Below are 16410 nucleotides of genomic sequence, written 5' to 3'. Positions count from 1 at the left end.
TCAGGCCTTGGGCGCGCCGTCCTCGTCGAACTGGCCACCGTTGGACTCGAAGGCCTGATCGGCCAGCGACGCGCCGCTGGAAAGTCGGCGCCCAAGCGCCTCAAGGAAGCTAGCGTATCGCTTCTGCCCCAGCGCTTGCACGGCGGCTTGATCGCCTGACGTCACGATCGGCGTCGTGCCCAGCCATGTGCGGATGAAGATCGCCAGGGCCTCGTTGCTGACCTGGGCCTCTCGCTCGACACGCTCGATGTGGCGGGTCATCCGATCCAGCCGCCGCAGCAAGGCCGCCTCTGTGCGCTCGGCTCCGTCCGGTGACAGGAACGAGGCCACCGCCGCGCGCACGATCTCCGACTTTGGCCGCCGCATACGGGCGGCCGTCCTGTCCAGCTCCTTGGCGAGGTCCGGCGGCAGATAGACCTTGGTTTCGACTTTCATGCGGAATCTCCGGCGCCCGCCAGGAGGTCGTTGTCGCCCGTCAGGCCCAGGCGCTTGCGCATCAGCCAGGCGCGATGACGGGTTCGAGTGTAGGGCGACGGCGTTTGCGCCACGGCGATGCGCCCGCCAACATGGCGCCAATGATCGGGCGCGACGTGTTCGGGCCGCAGGCGTTGGGCTTCGATGGCGTCCATCACCGCCAGGGCGGCTTGGACCTTCACCCAGGTTTTGAGGTCCAATAGGATTTCGGCGCCGGGGGTGACGAAGGGGACAGGGTCGAAGGCCTCGCCGGCCGCCGCCGCGCGCAGGACCCAGAGCCGCGACAGGGTCGTGCCGTATTGGCCCGCTTCCCAATGGACGACGGCGAAAACCGCGCCGGGGGCGAACGACACTACGCGGCGGCGGCGGTCGATCTGCTGGTCAGCGGTGGGGTGGCCGAAGCGAATCCAGCGCTGGAAGCGGTCTTTGAGCCAGATCAGTTCGACGGTAGCGGCGTCACGCTCGACCTGGCCCATGCGGATCCTCCAAGAGATCGCGCATGGTTTGCCGTCACGGGCCGCCTATCAATCCTTCGAACCATCAAGGCGAACAAAGACAGGCTCTGGGATAGGAAAGGAAAGTCTGGCGTATGAGTGGGTCTATTCGGCCGGGGGATCACGAGGGTCGAACAGATCCGGCCCACGATCCTTGCGCTTTTTCTCCGCCCTTTCGGCCCTCTCAGCGGACCTACGTTCCGCCTTGCGTTCGCTATGCAGTTCGAATGCCGCCAGAAGGATTTCGAGGGCACCGGTCAGTTCATCTTGTGTAACCGTCCCAAGCTTATCGCCGTCCACAACATCAATGCTCCGCCCTGCTTTCGGCACGGCTTCTCGCAAATCCACGAACTCCAGCGCCGCATCCTTAAAGTCGCCGACGAAGAAGGTCTGACGGAGGATAGTGTTGAAGATGGCTCGTTGAAGCGGATCGAGCGTGCGGCCCTTCCAGCTTTGAACCCAGAGCACCCGCAGCTTTCCGTCCTTCGCCCAGAAACCAGAGGGCCGCACGGGGATTACGACGCCACCCCCGATTGGAAAGCCGTAGGATTGGCATTCCCTGAACCAAGGAACGTTCGCCCCAGTCGCGTACGGAGAGAAGGCGGTAACCAGCTCCTTGTTCGGCTTAATGTTCTTCGCGTGCTTGTCCGCTTCAACCTGACGGATGGCCCAGTCTAGCGACTGACCTTCCATCAAGGGCTTGAAGAGCTTGCGGCCGGGGTTAAGCGTGAATGGGATTCCTCCATCCAGCTTCTCCAACTCTAGGAGTGTCGCTGCGACCGTAGGGCGGATCAGCGCCACGGCGTGTTGGACCGACGGAGTTTTACGCAGATCAGCCATAGCGGGTTACACGCCTCTCTTTAGGATTTCGCGGTAGTACGCCTCTGTTACTGAGTCCGGGATGACCATGCCCGGTACGGGTTTTTCTTCAGCAGCGGTCCAGACTTGATCCCAGGGAGCCCCTGGTTCGTGCGTTTTCTGGACAAGCCAATATGCGGACTTGCAGCCATAAAAACGAGTCATTTGCTCTATGTGAGCCATTGCTCGTTCATCTAATTTAACTTCAACTGGGACATCTTCGCCGGTATCCAGGTCAATTCTGGTCAGCCATCCCGTGATAACTTGGTCTCCATACTGGCGCATTTGCCGATAAATTTGGGGGTGCACGGGACCGTACTGCCAGGCTTCAAAACCGGAATCGACCAACGGTTCGCCGTAATGGGCGAGATACCAAGCGTGGGCGAAGTATACGATCTTGTTGAAAGGCAGGTTGGAAAGGGCGAAGCCCTCTCGCCTCGCGACCGCCAGGATCGCATTCCCGACCTCTCGAACGTCCCTTGCCATTCACCTCGCCTACCTGACCGACTATCGAGTCGCGCGGGCTTAGGTTAACTCGGTTCGCAATATGTTCCTAGGCGCCGGCTGGTCCCTATCGCGCATTGTCAATGCGCGTGCCGGGCGGAGAGCGCCCCCTCAAGGGCGGCTTCGCCGTCGCCTACGGCGATGCGCTTCGCGCACCCTTGACCGGCCGCTCTCCGCCCGGCTTGGGCTCGGCAAGCGGTTTAGGCCTAACTAGGCGCGGACCGCGCCTGGTTAGGCCTAAACCGCTACCTTAAGGCTTGAGGCGAACGCCGGGACCAGTACCGGCGGTCTCGTCGGCGCTCAGGAATTCGACGCCAGCTTCTTCTAGTGCGCGCTGGATAGCTTGCACGTTGGCTACGGAACTCCTGCCCGTGCCCACTTCGCCCTCCATCCGACGGATTGTTTGGAGAGACACGCCAGCCGCTTTCGCCAGATCGGCGCCCGTCCAATCGACCAGGGCTCTACCCGCCCGTATTTGCGCACCTGTCAGCATGTTTGTAACTTTTTAAGCCGTATGGCACTTTTTGATTGATTTGGCGGAATCAGATTGATAGCTTGACGATACCCACTGAATTAGGACCAACGCTATGGGCCAGCGTCGAAAGACGGGCGACGGCACGCGCCTGCCTGTTGTCTCACGTCGCACTGTCGTCGGCGCGACCGTCATTCCGTTGATGGGGCCCGCGCGGGGGGCAGCGCCGGTAAGGACCGCAAGCATCCCCGCGCGGTGCGCCAGTTGGCTCGCCCTGGATCAGGAAATCGACCGGCTCGGGCGGCGCGCCTCGGCGCTGGAGACCTCAATGATCGCCCAATACCCCTACTTCACACTGACCGAGCGTCAGATCAGCGCCTTGCCCGAGGGTAGGGAGATGGACGCCATCTCCGCCGAGTGTGATCGCCTTTACGAGGTTCGCGACAAGGCGCTGGTCGCCCTGTCGAAGCTCAAGCCTCGCACCGTGCAAGACGCCACGGCCATGCTCTCCATCGGCTTTCGCCTCAATTACTGCCAGGACGGAGAGGCTTGGCCTTTCGTCCGTGAGGCCCAGGCTTTCCTCACCAAGGCCCATTGCCCCGACTGTGGCGCGGCCTACGCACCCGTCGAACCGTTGCCGGTCTAGCGGCAATGATTTGGAGGTCCGACCCCAGATCGTTGCGCATGACCACCGTCCTGGTTGCCGGTCTGGCGCATCTAAGGGTCATGACGCGACTTAATCTCACTCTTTTCTCTCGTTTCCCGTTGACGCCGAGAGCATCTCGCGAGGTTCCCGCAGCTTGCCGGAGTGGGAGGCAAGACCGCGCCGCCTGGGCTGGCGCGCCTTTGACCTGGGGCGAAGAGCCCCGAACCGTGACGGCTCCAGTTGTGGAGCCAAGCATGGACGAGCCCTCTCCCCCGCCTTCGCAGACCATCACCCCCGCCAATGACGGCCCGCCCATCAGCGAGCAGGGCCAAGCCGCGCTCGTGACCTTGGCCCGCCTGATCGGCCGCCAGATTGCGCGCGAGGAGTTCGCTCGGCGGATGGCGGCGGCCAATGCCGAGACCAACGACACCCCAGTTTAAAGGGAGCTTTCGATGACCCGCGCTGCGCTCTACGCCCGCTATTCCGACGACAAGCAGTCGGCCGCTTCCATCGAAGACCAGTTTCGCATCTGCCGCCTGTACGCCGACAAACAGGGCTGGTCGGTGACGTCGGACTATTCGGACGCGGCGATCTCAGGCTCGACGATGATCTTGCGCCCTGGGGTTCGCTCGCTCCTGCATGATGCGATGGCGGGCAAGTTCGATGTGGTCCTTGCCGAGGCGCTGGACCGGCTCAGCCGCGATCAGGAGGACATCGCCGCGCTCTTCAAACGGCTGCGGTTCGCGGGCGTGCCGATCATCACCTTGTCGGAGGGCGAGATCAGCGAGCTTCACGTCGGTCTCAAGGGCACTATGAACGCCCTGTTCCTCAAGGAGCTTGCCGCCAAGACCCACCGAGGCCTTCGCGGGCGCGTCGAAGCCGGCAAGGCCAGCGGCAACAAGTGCTACGGCTATGGCGTGGTCCGCGCCTTCGACGCCGCCGGCAAGGTGACGACCGGCGAGCGCGAGATCATTCCCGAGCAGGCCGAGGTCGTTCGGGAAGTCTTCAAGGCGTACGTCGCCGGGAAGAGCCCCCGCCAGATCGCCGTCGAACTCAACGAAGCCGGCGTTCCCGCGCCGCGTGGGCGGGCCTGGAGTTCGCAGACCATTCGCGGCAAGTCCAACGGCGTCCACGGCATCTTGAACAACCCCCTCTATGTCGGCCGCATGGTCTGGAACCGGGCCAGGGACCTGCGCGACCCCGACACTGGTGGCGTCAAGCGCCGGGCCAATCCCGAGAGCGAGTGGGTTCACGCCGAGGTGCCGCACCTGCGGATCGTCGATGACGGTCTGTGGAACGCCGCCAAGGCGCGGCAGGAGGAGTTCTCGCGCGTCTATGAGCAGGCCGTGGCAGATGGCAAGCGCCTGCTGGGCGCGGCGTCGGCGGCGCGCCGTCCGATGAGCCTGTTGTCGGGTCTGGTCGCCTGCGGGGTCTGTGGCGGGGCCATCACCCGCCGGGGCAATGGTCGCATGGTCTGCCTGGGCCGCATCACCGGCAAGGGATGCTCCAACAAGACCACCCTGGTCGCCGAGCGCCTGGAGGCCAGGGTTCTGACCGGTCTGCGCGATCGGCTGCTGACGCCGCAGATCGCGGCCGAGGCGATGCGGTCGTTCATCGAGGAGACCAACCGGCTCAACCATGAGCGCCGGGCCAACGAGGCCGTCGATCGCCAGCGCCTGGAGAAGGCGCGCAAGGCCGCCAAGGGCATCCTGACCATGATCGAGGAGGGCGAATACACGCCGGGGATGGTGGGACGCCTTCGCGAGCTGGAGAACGAGGTCGCCGCCATCGAAGCGGCCATGGCCGAGGCGCCGCGTGATGTTCCCGACATTCACCCCAACGTCGCCGGGCTCTATCGCCGCAAGGTGGAGCGGTTGATCGAGACGCTGGCCAATCCCGACAGCCGCACCGAGGCGGCCACCGCCTTGCGGGCTCTGATCGAGAAGATCGTCGTCACCCCAACCGAGCGGCGCGGCGAGCACGATGTGCGGATGTTCGGGGATTTGGAGAAGATACTAGCCTGGGCGGAGGATCGTGGAGCGATCCAGCAAGCCCCGCTGAGGTTGTCCTTTCGCAACGGCGGCGAAGGGGTGCGCGTAAAGGACTTTGAGGGGTCGCACAAACGCAAAACGCCGCGACGGCGGATGGCTGTCGCGGCGTTCGACTTCTGAGAGACCCCTCACCCGACCTCCTTCGGAGGCCACCCTCTCCCGCAAGGGGAGAGGGATCGGGAAAGCGATCAGCCCTCGACTTCGTCGGGCATGCCCATCATGTGGAAGCCGGCGTCGACGTGGACGACTTCGCCCGTGGTCGAGCGGCCCAGGTCCGAGACCAGCCACAGGGCGGCGCCGGCGACGCCTTCCATCGAGGTGTCTTCCTTCATGGCGCTGAAGGCGCGGCCCTGGGCGATCATGCCGCGGCCGCCGGCGATGCCGGCCAGGGCCAGGGTGCGCATGGCGCCGGCCGAGATGGCGTTGCAGCGGATGCCCTTGGGGCCGAGGTCGCGGGCGATGTAGCGGGTCGCCGCTTCCAGGGCGGCCTTGGCCACGCCCATGGTGTTGTAGTTCGGAATGGTCCGCTCCGACCCCAGATAGGTCATGGTGATCAGCGAGCCGCCGTTCGGCATGATCTTGGCGGCGCGCTTGGCGACATCCACGAAGCTGAAGGCCGAGATGTTCATGGCCGTGAGGAAGCCCTCACGGGTGGTGTTGTCGACGAACGAGCCCTTCAGCTCGTCCTTGTTGGCGAAGGCCACCGAGTGGACCACGAAGTCGAGCGTGCCGAACTTCTCCTCGACGGCGGCGAAGGCCGCGTCCATCGAGGCGTCGTCGGTGACGTCGGCCGGGATCAGGGTGTTGACGCCGATGCTTTCGGCCAGCGGGCGCACGCGGCGCTCCAGCGCCTCGCCCTGGTAGGTGAAGGCCATCTCGGCGCCCTGGGCGGCCAGCTGGCTGGCGATGCCCCAGGCGATCGAGTTGTGGTTGGCCACGCCCATGACCAGGCCCTTCTTGCCCGCCATCAGCTCGCCCTTGGGGAATGCGTAGTCGTCGGCCATCGGTCGGCTCCTTGGATCTTGGATCGCTGGTTAGCAGGCGGGCTTCCGCTTCGGAACCCGCCTGCCCCGGCGTGTCTGGAAAAGGCTCAGTCGACCTGGCCGAAGATCAGCGTGCCGTTGGTGCCGCCGAAGCCGAAGCTGTTGGACATCACCGTGTCGAGCGGCTTGTCGGCGCGCTCGCGCAGGATTGGCAGGTCGGCGAACTCGGGGTCGAGGTTCTCGATGTTGGCGCTCTCGGCGGCGAAGCCGTTCTTGAGCATCAGGATCGAATAGATCGCCTCCTGCGCGCCGGCCGCGCCCAGGCTGTGGCCCGTCAGCGACTTGGTCGACGAGATCAGCGGCGCCTTGTCGCCGAACACCTCGCGCACCGCGCCCATCTCCTTGCTGTCGCCGACCGGCGTCGAGGTGCCGTGCGGGTTCAGGTAGTCGATGGTGCGGCCGCCCGCTTCCGCCATGGCCAGCTTCATGCAGCGGGCCGCGCCCTCGCCCGACGGCGCGACCATGTCGTAGCCGTCGGAATTGGCGGCGTAGCCGATCAGCTCGCCATAGATCTTGGCCCCGCGCGCCTTGGCGTGCTCGTATTCCTCGAGCACCACGATGCCGGCGCCGCCAGCGATCACGAAGCCGTCGCGGTCCTTGTCGTAGGCGCGGCTGGCCACGGCCGGGCGGTCGTTGAAGTTGGTGCTCATGGCGCCCATGGCGTCGAACAGGTTCGACAGGGTCCAGTCCAGCTCCTCGCAGCCGCCGGCGAAGACGATGTCCTGCTTGCCCAGCTGGATCTGCTCGGCGCCCGCGCCGATGCAGTGGGCGCTGGTCGCGCAGGCCGAGCTGATCGAGTAGTTGATCCCGCGGATCTTGAACCAGGTCGACAGCACCGCCGACGGACCCGAGCTCATGGCCTTGGGCACCGCGAACGGACCGATCCGCTTGGGACCCTTCTCCTTCGTCGTGGCCGCGGCCTCGACGATGACGCGGGTGGACGGGCCGCCCGAACCGACGATCAGGCCGGTGCGCTCGTTGGAGATGTCGCTCTCCTCGAGGCCGGAATCGGCGATCGCCTGTTCCATGGCGATGTGGGCATAGGCCGTGCCGGGCGCCAGGAAGCGGGCGGCGCGGCGATCGACCAGGCCTTCCCACTCGATCTGGGGCGCGGCGTGCACCTGGCAGCGGAAACCAAGTTCCGCGTACTCCGGCGCGGCGACCACGCCCGACTTGGCCTCGCGAAGCGAAGCCAGCACCTCGTTGGCGTTGTTGCCGATGGACGAGACGACGCCCAGTCCCGTGACGACGACGCGACGCATATCAGTACCTCTTTCTCCCCGATCGCCGGAGCCGGCTCCTTGAACAGAACGGCCGGCCTGTCGGTTGGATCAACCCGCCATCTGTTCGGCCGTGAACAGGCCGACCTTGAGGTCCTTGGTTTCGTAGATCACCTTGCCGTCGGCTTCCATGACGCCGTCGCCGATGCCCATGACCAGCTTGCGCATGATCACGCGCTTGAGGTCGATCTTGTAGACGACCTTCTTGACCTCGGGGGTGACCTGGCCGGTGAATTTCACTTCGCCCACGCCCAGGGCGCGGCCGCGACCCGGCGCGCCCGACCAGCCCAGGAAGAAGCCGACCAGCTGCCACATGGCGTCCAGGCCGAGGCACCCGGGCATGACGGGGTCGCCGATGAAGTGGCAGCCGAAGAACCAGAGGTCCGGGTTGATGTCGAATTCGGCTTCGACATAGCCCTTGCCGTACTTGCCGCCCTCGGATTCGATCCGGACGATGCGATCGAACATCAGCATCGGCGGCACGGGCAGCTGGGCGTTGCCGGGGCCGAACATTTCGCCCCGGCCGCAGGCCAGGAGCTCTTCGAAGGTGTAGGCGCTCTTTTGCATGCGAACGCCCCTAGCACGGCGCCGGGGCGGGCCTCAATGTTACATTCGGCGACAATTGGTGAGAGCGCGCCGAAAGGGACCAAAATCAGCGCCCCTCCGGACACTGCAGGGCCTCTTTCGCCCCCCAGATCTCGCCTTCCGGGGCCCAGCCCGACGCGCCGTCGGCCTTCAACCGGCACCAGCCCTTCTCGCACTTGTCGAGATTGGCGATCGAGCGGCCGGCCAGATAGGCGCTGATCCGCGACTCCGGCTTGGGCGAGGCGCGCAGGGGCAGGGGGCTGTCCTGCACCCGCATGGCCGTGCGCCGGCCGTCGGTGGTGCGCTTGTGCACCCAGGCAAGGCCGCCCTCCGGATCGCAGATCCGCCGCCATTCGCGGGTTTCGGCCACCACCTGCACCGGCAGGCCCTTGGCCTTGTAGATCCACAGCAGGCGGTGCTGCTCGTCCGGGCCCTGGCGCGCGTTGACCTCGCCGTACTTCAGCACGACGTAGCGCGGCACCGGCAGGCCGGACGGCGTGGTGGCCGGCGCCTGGGCCAGGGCGGGCCCCGCCAGCAGCAGGGTCGCCGCCGCAAGGCCGCCCAGCGCCCATCCGCCCAGCGAACGATGTTTGCATTTCACCGGCATGTTGCTTGGCCGCTTCCGGCCCCTTTGCTACAGATTTCCAACGCCCGTCAGGGAAAGGCTTTTCGGACCGCCCATGCCTGCCCGCAAGCTCAAAGTCGTCGTCACGCGCAAGCTGCCCGATCCGGTCGAGACGCGCATGTGCGAACTGTTCGACACCGAACTGAACCTGTCCGACACGCCGATGACCGCCGACGAGCTGGTCGAGGCCATGGGACGGGCCGACGTTCTGGTGCCGACGATCACCGACCGCATCGACTCGCGCCTTCTGTCGCGATCCGGCGAGCGGCTCAAGCTGATCGCCAATTTCGGGGCCGGGGTCGACAATATCGACGTCGCCACCGCCAACGCGCGGGGGATCATCGTCACCAACACCCCGGGTGTTCTCACCGAGGACACCGCCGACCTGACCATGACCCTGATCATGGCCGCCGCCCGCCGCGTCGTCGAAGGCGCCGAGGTGGTCAAGGCCGGCGAGTTCAAGGGCTGGTCGCCGACCTGGATGCTGGGCCGCCGCCTCTGGGGCAAGCGCCTGGGGATCGTCGGCATGGGCCGCATCGGCCAGGCCGTGGCCCGCCGCGCCAAGGCCTTCGGCATGCAGGTGCACTATCACAACCGAAAGCCGGTCAGTCCGCGCATCGCCGAGGAGCTGGGCTGCACCTACTGGGAAAGCCTCGACCAGATGCTGGCCCGGATGGACATCATCTCGATCAACTGCCCGCACACCCCGGCCACCTACCACCTGCTGTCGGCCCGCAGGCTGAAGCTGCTGCGGCCGCACGCCATCGTCGTCAACACCGCCCGCGGCGAGGTCATCGATGAGGGGGCCCTGGCCAACATGCTGGCCCGGGGCGAGATCGCCGGCGCGGGCCTGGACGTCTACGAGCACGAGCCGGCCATCAATCCCAAGCTGCTGAAGCTGCCAAACGTGGTGCTGCTGCCGCACATGGGCTCGGCCACGGTCGAGGGCCGCATCGACATGGGCGAGAAGGTCATCGTCAACGTGAAGACCTTCATGGACGGCCACCGGCCGCCCGACCGCGTGATCCCCGCCATGCTTTGACCGCCCTCCGGGCGATCGCATCTTCCAATTGCAAAGCTTGTGGAAACTCGCGACTGTGAGGTCGCGGGGGACCGAGCCCTCGCGCCTGTAGTCTTCAGCGCGACCGGGGGGCCGCCGCCTTGCTTACTCGCCGTTTCATGATCGCGGCCGCCTCGTCGGCGCCGCTGGCCATCGATCACGCCTTCGCCGCGGATGACAAGCCGGGCGAAAAGACGGGCGATGCGAAAAAGGCCGACGCCAAGAAGGTCGAGACCAAGACCGACAAGACGGTCATCGTGCCGCCCAGCGTCGACGAACTGCTGCAAGGCGCCGAGGTGCTCGACACCGCCCTGTCGCCGGACGGCTCGCGCGTGGCCATCCTCGTGGAGCGCAAGAAGGGCGACAAGACCAACGCCCTGATCATCTTCTACGAGACCGCCGGCAGCGACGAGTCGATCAAGCCGGTGCAGCTGGGCGAGACCGTCGTCGACCAGGTAGAATGGGCCAACGAGGAGCGCCTGCTCATCTGGGTCCGGATGACCAAGGACGCCAAGGGCCACCCCATGGGCCTCTATTTCTACGGCGAGTTCATCCCCATTCCGGTGCGCCGCATCCTGGCGATCGGGGCCGACGGCCGCGATCCCGTGGTGCTGTTCAACAACCAGAAAGGGGTGATGAAGCGGCAGTTCAATCTGGCCAACGTGGTCGACCGGATGAACACCGACCCCAAGCGGATCCTGATGCAGATCTGGGACACCGTCACCGAGTGCGAGACCCTCTACGTGGTCGACGTCTACACCGGCGAGGCGGTCCATCTCGAGCGCGGGGCTCCGTCGACCGACGGCTGGTACACCCAGAACGGCGTGCCGGTGATCCGCTACGACTCCAACGCCCGCGGCACCGTGGTCAGCGTCATGGCCCGCGCGCCGGGCGAAAAGGAGTGGAAGCTCTACAAGAAGGTCCGCCGCAACGAGCTGAAGAAGCTGTCGGACCTGGAATTCGTGGCCCCGACGCCCGAGCCGGGCGTGCTGCTGATGCTGTCGACCGACGAAGGCGCCGACATGCCCACCATCCGGCGCTTCGACACCAGGTCGATGAGCGTCGGCGACGTCGTCTCGCACGACGACAAGCGGCCGATCCAGGGCGTGTTCGTCGACGAAAGCTACAAGACGCTCAGCATCTCGGTCAGCGACGACCGCACCAACCACCGCTTCCTCGATCCGAAGCTGGCGGCCCACTACAAGGGGATCAACGCCTTCTTCGGCGACGAGTGCAACGTCAGCCCCTTCGACGTCAGCGCCGACCACAAGCGGTTCATCTTCTTCGTCAGCGGCCCGCGCCAACCGGGCGCCTTCTGGCTGTACGACCTCGACAGGAAGGACCTGCGCCTGCTGGGCGACAAGCGCCCGTGGCTGACCCAGGAACGCCTGGCGCCGATGAAGGCCCTGCCGGTCAAGACCCGCGACGGCCAGACGATCACCGCCTACCTGACGACCCCGGTGATCGCATCCGACAAGCCCCGGCCGATGGTGGTGCTGCCGCACGGCGGGCCCGAGGTGCGCGACACCTTGAGCTTCGACCTGTTCGCCCAGGCGCTGGCCGCCCAGGGCTGGCTGGTTCTGCAACCCAACTTCCGGGGCTCGGGCGGCTACGGCAAGGCCTTCGCCAACGCCGGCCGCAAGCATTGGGGCGACCTGATGCAGGAGGACGTCGAGGACGCCGTGGCCCAGGTCGTGGCTTCCGGCGCCGCCGATCCCGACCGCATCGCCATCTGCGGCGTCAGCTATGGCGGCTATGCGGCCCTGATGGGCGCGGTGCGCAAGCCCGACCTCTACAAGGCCGTGGTCTCGATCGCCGGCGACGCCGACCTGGTCGAAAGCCTGGCCTTCTCGCGCTCGGAAGACGGCTCGGATTCCGACGCCTACGCCTACTGGTGCAAGACGATCGGCGACCCCCGGGCCGACAAGGCCATGCTGGTCGCCGCCTCGCCCTCCGAACGCGCCGCCGAGATCAAGGCCCCGGTCCTGCTGATCCACGGCACCGAGGACACCATCGTCACGCCCAAGCAGTCGAAGATCATGGCCAAGGCCCTGAAGGCCGCCGGCAAGCCGTGCGAGCACGTCGAGATGAAAGGCGTGGGCCACCGCGACTGGTCGGACGACAACTGGAAGCTGGTGCTGACCAAGTCGATCGAGCACATCCGCAAGGGGTTTGCGTAAGGGGGGCCTACCCCGATCTTGACAAGACGCGCTTCTGGAGTCCGTTGATCTTTTGTTCTGAGTCGCTACATTTAGAGCGAGGCGGCCATGCGCCGGAACACCCCAGAGCACTCCAAGAGTGCAGGCGAGAATTCGCAATTATGGGCCGGGGGGTCGCCTCACTTTCACGATCTACCTGCTTCTCAATCCCTGGCCTCGAAGAGGGCCACGAATTTGCGTTGCTGAGGTGTCAGCGCCAGCCTGTCGGCCCCGGGATAAAGCTTCACGCCATAGCTCAGATAGTTTCCCTTGCGGCTATAGATGCGAGGCTTCAACGCCTCGGCATATTTGAGCTCGCAGTTGCCATAGAAATCGGGCTCGACGCCCGAGGTTATCGATGAGGCGACGATATCAGCGATTTGCAGGCCGGCACGCTTGCCATGGTCCTGCGCGTCGATGCCGTTGATGTCGACGACCGACCAGTTAACTTGCACGGCGGGATCATCGAAGTTCTTCAGCTTGAGCAAATACGCACGAAACGCCTCGTAAGAGAGGCCGCCGCGCCGCGAGAAGATGATCTTCACACGCCCGTCGCCCTCCGGGACCATGCGGCGCAGGTCCCGACAAAGCCACGATATGCGTTCGATCAGATACCGGCAGAGGTAGAAATAGAGCTGGTTTTTCTCAGTGTAGGTCTCCGCCAGCAGGCTGGGCTTGTGCGCCGCGACACAGATGCCCCGCAAGGCCTTGGCCGCCAGAACCTGACTCGCCATGGTCCTTTGGCCGTGATTCATATCCTTGAAGTGAAGGGGCTTGTTCTCGGCTTTCCGGCCCAGCTTGGACCGGATCTCGTTTCGCCATTCGACCATCTCCAGATCACGAGACATCCGACAAACGGTCGCTGACAGCGTCAGCCAAGTCGAGGCTCCGCCGGTCTGGCCCGGGATCCTGTACCGGCCAAGACCGTCGTCGCCTGACTCATCGATGTAGGCGATGTAGCTGTGCGCCATTCAGGAGAGAAGATCACCCTCAACCTGGAATGGCAACGCTTGGTCGCCTCAGCCCCGCATGTCCCCCGTCTCCATGAACCGCTGGTGCCATGACAGCGCCTCGCCCGGCAGGGTCGGGGTCTGGCGGCCGTAGGCGCCCAGCTGGGCGCGCTGGAAATAGTCCTCCAGGGCCGGGCGGAAGTCGGGGTGGGCGCAGTTGTCGATGATCACCCGGGCCCGCTGCTTGGGCGACAGGCCGCGCAGGTCGGCCAGGCCCTGCTCGGTGACGATCACCTGGACGTCCTGGTTGATGTGGTCGACGTGGCTGACCTGCGGGACGATGGCCGAGATCTTGCCGCCCTTGGCCGTCGACGGGGTCATGAAGATCGACACATAGGCGTTGCGGGCGAAGTCGCCCGAGCCGCCGATGCCGTTCTGGATCCGCGAGCCCATCACGTGGGTCGAGTTCACCGCCCCGTAGATGTCGGCCTCGATCAGGCCGTTCATGGCGATGCAGCCCAGGCGCCGGATCAGCTCGGGGTGGTTGGAGATCTCCTGCGGGCGCAGGATCATCTTGTCGCGAAAGCTCTGCATGTCGGCGTTGAGGCCCGCGGCGGCCTCGGGGCTCAGCGAGAAGGCCGTCGCGGAAGCCATGCGCAGCTTGCCGGCGGCCAGGAGGTCGAGCATGCCGTCCTGGATCACCTCGGTATAGGCGGTCATGTTCTCGAACGGCGCGTCGACCAGGCCGGTCAGCACGGCGTTGGCGATGTTGCCCACGCCCGATTGCAGCGGCAGCAGCGACGGGGGCAGGCGACCCATCCTCACCTCGTGGGCGAAGAACTCCAGCAGGTGGCCGGCGATGGCCAGGGCCGAGGCGTCGGGCGCGGCGAAGGGCAGGTTGCGGTCCGGCGCGTCGGTCTCGACCACCGCCACGACCTTGCTGGGATCGACCCGGAAATAGGCCTCGCCGATGCGGTCGTCGGGCTTGACCAGCGGGATCGGCACGCGGCTGGGCGGCAGGGCGGTGCCGTAGTAGATGTCGTGCATCCCCTCCAGCGCCGGGTTCTGCCAGCGGTTGACCTCGAGAATGATCTTCGAGGCCCGGTCCAGCCAGGTCTTGTTGTTGCCCACCGACGAGGACGGGATCAGCGAGCCGTCGGACCGAATGCCGGCGATCTCGACCACCGCCGTGTCGAGCGGCCCCAGGAACCCCTGCCAGGCCATCGGGGCGACCTGGGACAGGTGCATGTCGAAATACTCCATCTCGCCGCGATTGATCTTCTCGCGGGCGATGGGGTCGGAATTGTAGGGCAGGCGGAACTCGACGCCGTCGGTCTTGGCCAGGGCGCCGTCCAGCTCCGGGCCGGTCGAGGCGCCGGTCCACACCTTGACCCGGAACTTGTCGCCGGCGGCGTGGGCCGTCTCGATGCGCTCGGCCAGGGCCAGCGGCACGGCCTTGGGATAGCCCGAGCCGGTGAAGCCGCTCATGCCGACAGTCGAGCCCGGCTCGATCAGGGCGGCGGCGTCCTGCGCGCTCATGACCTTGGCGGCCAGGCCGGGGTGGGCGATGCGAGAGGTGGTCATCGGTTTTCTCCCTTGGCCGACCGGCGGCGAGGGGAGGTCCGCCGGGACCGGCGGCCGGCAACCTAGACCAAACGATCCGCCGGCTCGACCCCGTAAAGCCCCGTAGGCACAAGGTTTTCGCCGAACGGCGCTATGCTCCGCAGGCCGGGCAGCCCGGATCCGCGCCGATGCGCACCGTGCGCGTCTCGGCAGCCAGGGCGTCGTAGATCAGGAGGCGCCCCGACAGCGGCTGGCCGGCCCCGGTGATGACCTTCACCACCTCCAGCGCCATCATCGAGCCGATCACCCCGGCCAGGGCCCCGACCACGCCCACGAGGGCGCAGGTCTCGGCGTCCGGCGGGATCTCGGGCACCAGGCAGCGATAGCAGGGCTGGCCGTGGAACACCCCGACCTGGCCCGTCCAGCGCCCCAGCGCCCCGCTGACCAGCACCTTGCCTTCGGCCAGGCACGCGTCGCTGACGGCGAAGCGGGTGGCGAAATCGTCGGTCCCGTCCAGCACCAGGTCGTAGCCGCGCACGATCTCACGAGCGTTGCCCGCATCCAGCCAGACCGGATGGGGAACCACCGTCACGTTCGGATTGAGCCCCGCCAGATGCGCGGCGGCCGCCTCGACCTTGGGGACGCCGACGTCGGCCTCGGCATAGAGCACCTGCCGCTGCAGGTTCGACAGCGACACCGCGTCGGCGTCGGCCAGACCGATGGTCCCCACGCCCGCGGCCGCCAGATAAAGCGCGGCGGGCGCGCCCAGCCCCCCGGCGCCGACCAGCAACACCCTGGCCGCCTTGAGCTTCTGTTGCCCCGGCCCGCCGATCTCGCGCAGCACCAGGTGGCGGGCGTAGCGCTCGACCTCGCGTTCGGAAAAGCTCATGGCGCTTGACCCTCCAGCCCGGCCTCGCCACATGCGAAGCCATGCAAAGCTCGAACTCGTTCCCCGACTGGCACGGCACCACCATTCTCGCGGTGCGCAAGAACGGCCAGACCGTGATCGCCGGCGACGGACAGGTCTCCATGGGCCCAACCGTCGTCAAGGGCAACGCCCGTAAGGTCCGCCGCCTGGCCGGGGGCGCCGTCGTCGCCGGCTTCGCCGGGGCCACGGCCGACGCCTTCACCCTGATCGAGCGGCTGGAAGCCAAGCTCGAGCAGTATCCCAACCAATTGGCCCGGGCCTGCGTGGATCTCGCCAAAGACTGGCGCACCGACCGCTACCTGCGCCGCCTGGAGGCCATGCTGCTGGTCGCCGACAAGGACGCCATCTACACCGTCACCGGCGTCGGCGACGTGCTGGAGCCGGGCGAAAGCCCCGGCGGCGGCGCGGTCGCGGCCATCGGCTCGGGCGGCAACTACGCCCTGGCCGCCGCGAAGGCCCTGATCGACCAGGACCTGACCGCCGAGGAGATCGCCCGCCGCTCCATGGCCATCGCCGCCGAGATCTGCGTCTACACCAACGGCAACCTGACGGTCGAAGGGCTGTAGGGCGGGTAGACGCCGCCCTCGCCCTTCGACAAGCTCAGGGCGAGGGCTAGTTCCAGCCTCGCAGTAGAAATCCTCACCCTGAGCCCGTCGAAGGGCGGGGATTTCGGCTCAGC

17 protein-coding genes are annotated in these 16410 nt (G+C 66.3%); 6 read left to right on the top strand and 11 right to left on the bottom strand.

All coding sequences use genetic code 11. The annotated features are described in order from the left end of the window. From V6S85_RS05415 to V6S85_RS05400, 4 genes are all read right to left on the bottom strand, one after another. On the bottom strand, positions 1-435 hold the full coding sequence (locus V6S85_RS05415; RefSeq protein WP_334348279.1) for a ribbon-helix-helix protein, CopG family: 435 nt from the start codon (positions 433-435) through the stop codon (positions 1-3). Next, positions 432-950: a DUF2840 domain-containing protein gene (locus V6S85_RS05410; protein ID WP_334348278.1), complete on the bottom strand. Its 519-nt coding sequence runs from the start codon at positions 948-950 to the stop codon at positions 432-434. Before V6S85_RS05410 ends, V6S85_RS05415 begins: the two co-directional genes overlap by 4 nt. A 123-nt stretch (positions 951-1073) precedes the next feature. Continuing rightward, entirely contained in the window at positions 1074-1808 is a 735-nt protein-coding gene (locus V6S85_RS05405) for a hypothetical protein (protein ID WP_334348277.1), read from the bottom strand. Between the two features lie 6 nt (positions 1809-1814). Beyond that, entirely contained in the window at positions 1815-2312 is a 498-nt protein-coding gene (locus tag V6S85_RS05400) for a Panacea domain-containing protein (protein WP_334348276.1), read from the bottom strand. Positions 2313-2917: 605 nt separating this feature from the next. On the opposite strand from V6S85_RS05400, the gene V6S85_RS05395 reads away from it, so the two are divergent. The 3 genes from V6S85_RS05395 (at position 2918) to V6S85_RS05385 (ending at position 5619) form a co-directional block, all read left to right on the top strand. Beyond that, the gene (locus tag V6S85_RS05395) at positions 2918-3448 is read left to right on the top strand and encodes a hypothetical protein (protein WP_334348275.1); all 531 of its coding nucleotides are present in this window, start codon (positions 2918-2920) and stop codon (positions 3446-3448) included. Between the two features lie 254 nt (positions 3449-3702). Further along, complete coding sequence (locus V6S85_RS05390) at positions 3703-3888, top strand: hypothetical protein (RefSeq protein WP_334348274.1); 186 nt, start codon at positions 3703-3705, stop codon at positions 3886-3888. 12 nt (positions 3889-3900) lie between these two features. Then, complete coding sequence (locus V6S85_RS05385) at positions 3901-5619, top strand: recombinase family protein (protein ID WP_334348273.1); 1719 nt, start codon at positions 3901-3903, stop codon at positions 5617-5619. A gap of 68 nt (positions 5620-5687) precedes the next feature. On the opposite strand, the gene V6S85_RS05380 is transcribed toward V6S85_RS05385, so the two are convergent. The 4 genes from V6S85_RS05380 to V6S85_RS05365 form a co-directional block, all read right to left on the bottom strand. Further along, positions 5688-6503: an enoyl-ACP reductase FabI gene (locus V6S85_RS05380; RefSeq protein ID WP_116569279.1), complete on the bottom strand. Its 816-nt coding sequence runs from the start codon at positions 6501-6503 to the stop codon at positions 5688-5690. Between the two features lie 86 nt (positions 6504-6589). Beyond that, the gene (gene fabB, locus V6S85_RS05375; RefSeq protein WP_334348272.1) at positions 6590-7804 is read right to left on the bottom strand and encodes a beta-ketoacyl-ACP synthase I; all 1215 of its coding nucleotides are present in this window, start codon (positions 7802-7804) and stop codon (positions 6590-6592) included. Positions 7805-7873: 69 nt separating this feature from the next. Continuing rightward, positions 7874-8389: a 3-hydroxyacyl-[acyl-carrier-protein] dehydratase FabA gene (gene fabA, locus V6S85_RS05370; RefSeq protein ID WP_101720350.1), complete on the bottom strand. Its 516-nt coding sequence runs from the start codon at positions 8387-8389 to the stop codon at positions 7874-7876. A gap of 85 nt (positions 8390-8474) precedes the next feature. Further along, the gene (locus V6S85_RS05365; protein WP_334348271.1) at positions 8475-9014 is read right to left on the bottom strand and encodes an SH3 domain-containing protein; all 540 of its coding nucleotides are present in this window, start codon (positions 9012-9014) and stop codon (positions 8475-8477) included. 73 nt (positions 9015-9087) lie between these two features. Between V6S85_RS05365 and V6S85_RS05360 the strand changes: the two genes are divergently transcribed. Continuing rightward, the gene (locus V6S85_RS05360) at positions 9088-10074 is read left to right on the top strand and encodes a 2-hydroxyacid dehydrogenase (RefSeq protein WP_116490956.1); all 987 of its coding nucleotides are present in this window, start codon (positions 9088-9090) and stop codon (positions 10072-10074) included. Positions 10075-10193: 119 nt separating this feature from the next. Beyond that, positions 10194-12272: an alpha/beta hydrolase family protein gene (locus V6S85_RS05355; protein ID WP_334348270.1), complete on the top strand. Its 2079-nt coding sequence runs from the start codon at positions 10194-10196 to the stop codon at positions 12270-12272. 182 nt (positions 12273-12454) lie between these two features. Here the strand turns inward: V6S85_RS05355 and V6S85_RS05350 are convergent, their stop codons facing one another. The 3 genes from V6S85_RS05350 to V6S85_RS05340 all read right to left on the bottom strand — a co-directional run bounded on the left by V6S85_RS05350 (position 12455) and on the right by V6S85_RS05340 (position 15692). Continuing rightward, positions 12455-13261 carry a DUF3800 domain-containing protein gene (locus V6S85_RS05350; RefSeq protein WP_334348269.1) on the bottom strand — a complete coding sequence of 269 codons (807 nt, stop codon included), beginning with the start codon at positions 13259-13261 and terminating at the stop codon, positions 12455-12457. Between the two features lie 48 nt (positions 13262-13309). Continuing rightward, positions 13310-14824 (bottom strand): acetyl-CoA hydrolase/transferase family protein, encoded by a 1515-nt coding sequence (locus V6S85_RS05345; protein WP_334348268.1) that lies wholly within the window; start codon positions 14822-14824, stop codon positions 13310-13312. A gap of 130 nt (positions 14825-14954) precedes the next feature. Beyond that, positions 14955-15692 (bottom strand): HesA/MoeB/ThiF family protein, encoded by a 738-nt coding sequence (locus V6S85_RS05340; RefSeq protein ID WP_334348267.1) that lies wholly within the window; start codon positions 15690-15692, stop codon positions 14955-14957. A 5-nt stretch (positions 15693-15697) separates the two neighbouring features. Between V6S85_RS05340 and hslV the strand changes: the two genes are divergently transcribed. Further along, the gene (hslV, locus tag V6S85_RS05335; RefSeq protein ID WP_165829005.1) at positions 15698-16297 is read left to right on the top strand and encodes an ATP-dependent protease subunit HslV; all 600 of its coding nucleotides are present in this window, start codon (positions 15698-15700) and stop codon (positions 16295-16297) included. Positions 16298-16410: the final 113 nt, after the last annotated feature.

The sequence above is a fragment of the Caulobacter sp. CCNWLW153 genome (genome assembly GCF_036889365.1).
GTDB classification, from domain to species: Bacteria; Pseudomonadota; Alphaproteobacteria; order Caulobacterales; family Caulobacteraceae; genus Caulobacter; species Caulobacter radicis.
Note: the sequence above shows the minus strand (reverse complement) of the source record. Positions and strands in the feature narration are given on the sequence as shown.

What these genes read in the sequence shown, in the direction of transcription:
- V6S85_RS05415 (WP_334348279.1), bottom strand. Translation starts at nt 435, where the DNA reads ATGAAAGTCGAAACCAAGGTCTATCTGCCGCCGGACCTCGCCAAGGAG.
- V6S85_RS05410 (WP_334348278.1), bottom strand. Translation starts at nt 950, where the DNA reads ATGGGCCAGGTCGAGCGTGACGCCGCTACCGTCGAACTGATCTGGCTC.
- V6S85_RS05405 (WP_334348277.1), bottom strand. Translation starts at nt 1,808, where the DNA reads ATGGCTGATCTGCGTAAAACTCCGTCGGTCCAACACGCCGTGGCGCTG.
- V6S85_RS05400 (WP_334348276.1), bottom strand. Translation starts at nt 2,312, where the DNA reads ATGGCAAGGGACGTTCGAGAGGTCGGGAATGCGATCCTGGCGGTCGCG.
- V6S85_RS05395 (WP_334348275.1), top strand. Translation starts at nt 2,918, where the DNA reads ATGGGCCAGCGTCGAAAGACGGGCGACGGCACGCGCCTGCCTGTTGTC.
- V6S85_RS05390 (WP_334348274.1), top strand. Translation starts at nt 3,703, where the DNA reads ATGGACGAGCCCTCTCCCCCGCCTTCGCAGACCATCACCCCCGCCAAT.
- V6S85_RS05385 (WP_334348273.1), top strand. Translation starts at nt 3,901, where the DNA reads ATGACCCGCGCTGCGCTCTACGCCCGCTATTCCGACGACAAGCAGTCG.
- V6S85_RS05380 (WP_116569279.1), bottom strand. Translation starts at nt 6,503, where the DNA reads ATGGCCGACGACTACGCATTCCCCAAGGGCGAGCTGATGGCGGGCAAG.
- fabB (WP_334348272.1), bottom strand. Translation starts at nt 7,804, where the DNA reads ATGCGTCGCGTCGTCGTCACGGGACTGGGCGTCGTCTCGTCCATCGGC.
- fabA (WP_101720350.1), bottom strand. Translation starts at nt 8,389, where the DNA reads ATGCAAAAGAGCGCCTACACCTTCGAAGAGCTCCTGGCCTGCGGCCGG.
- V6S85_RS05365 (WP_334348271.1), bottom strand. Translation starts at nt 9,014, where the DNA reads ATGCCGGTGAAATGCAAACATCGTTCGCTGGGCGGATGGGCGCTGGGC.
- V6S85_RS05360 (WP_116490956.1), top strand. Translation starts at nt 9,088, where the DNA reads ATGCCTGCCCGCAAGCTCAAAGTCGTCGTCACGCGCAAGCTGCCCGAT.
- V6S85_RS05350 (WP_334348269.1), bottom strand. Translation starts at nt 13,261, where the DNA reads ATGGCGCACAGCTACATCGCCTACATCGATGAGTCAGGCGACGACGGT.
- V6S85_RS05345 (WP_334348268.1), bottom strand. Translation starts at nt 14,824, where the DNA reads ATGACCACCTCTCGCATCGCCCACCCCGGCCTGGCCGCCAAGGTCATG.
- V6S85_RS05340 (WP_334348267.1), bottom strand. Translation starts at nt 15,692, where the DNA reads ATGAGCTTTTCCGAACGCGAGGTCGAGCGCTACGCCCGCCACCTGGTG.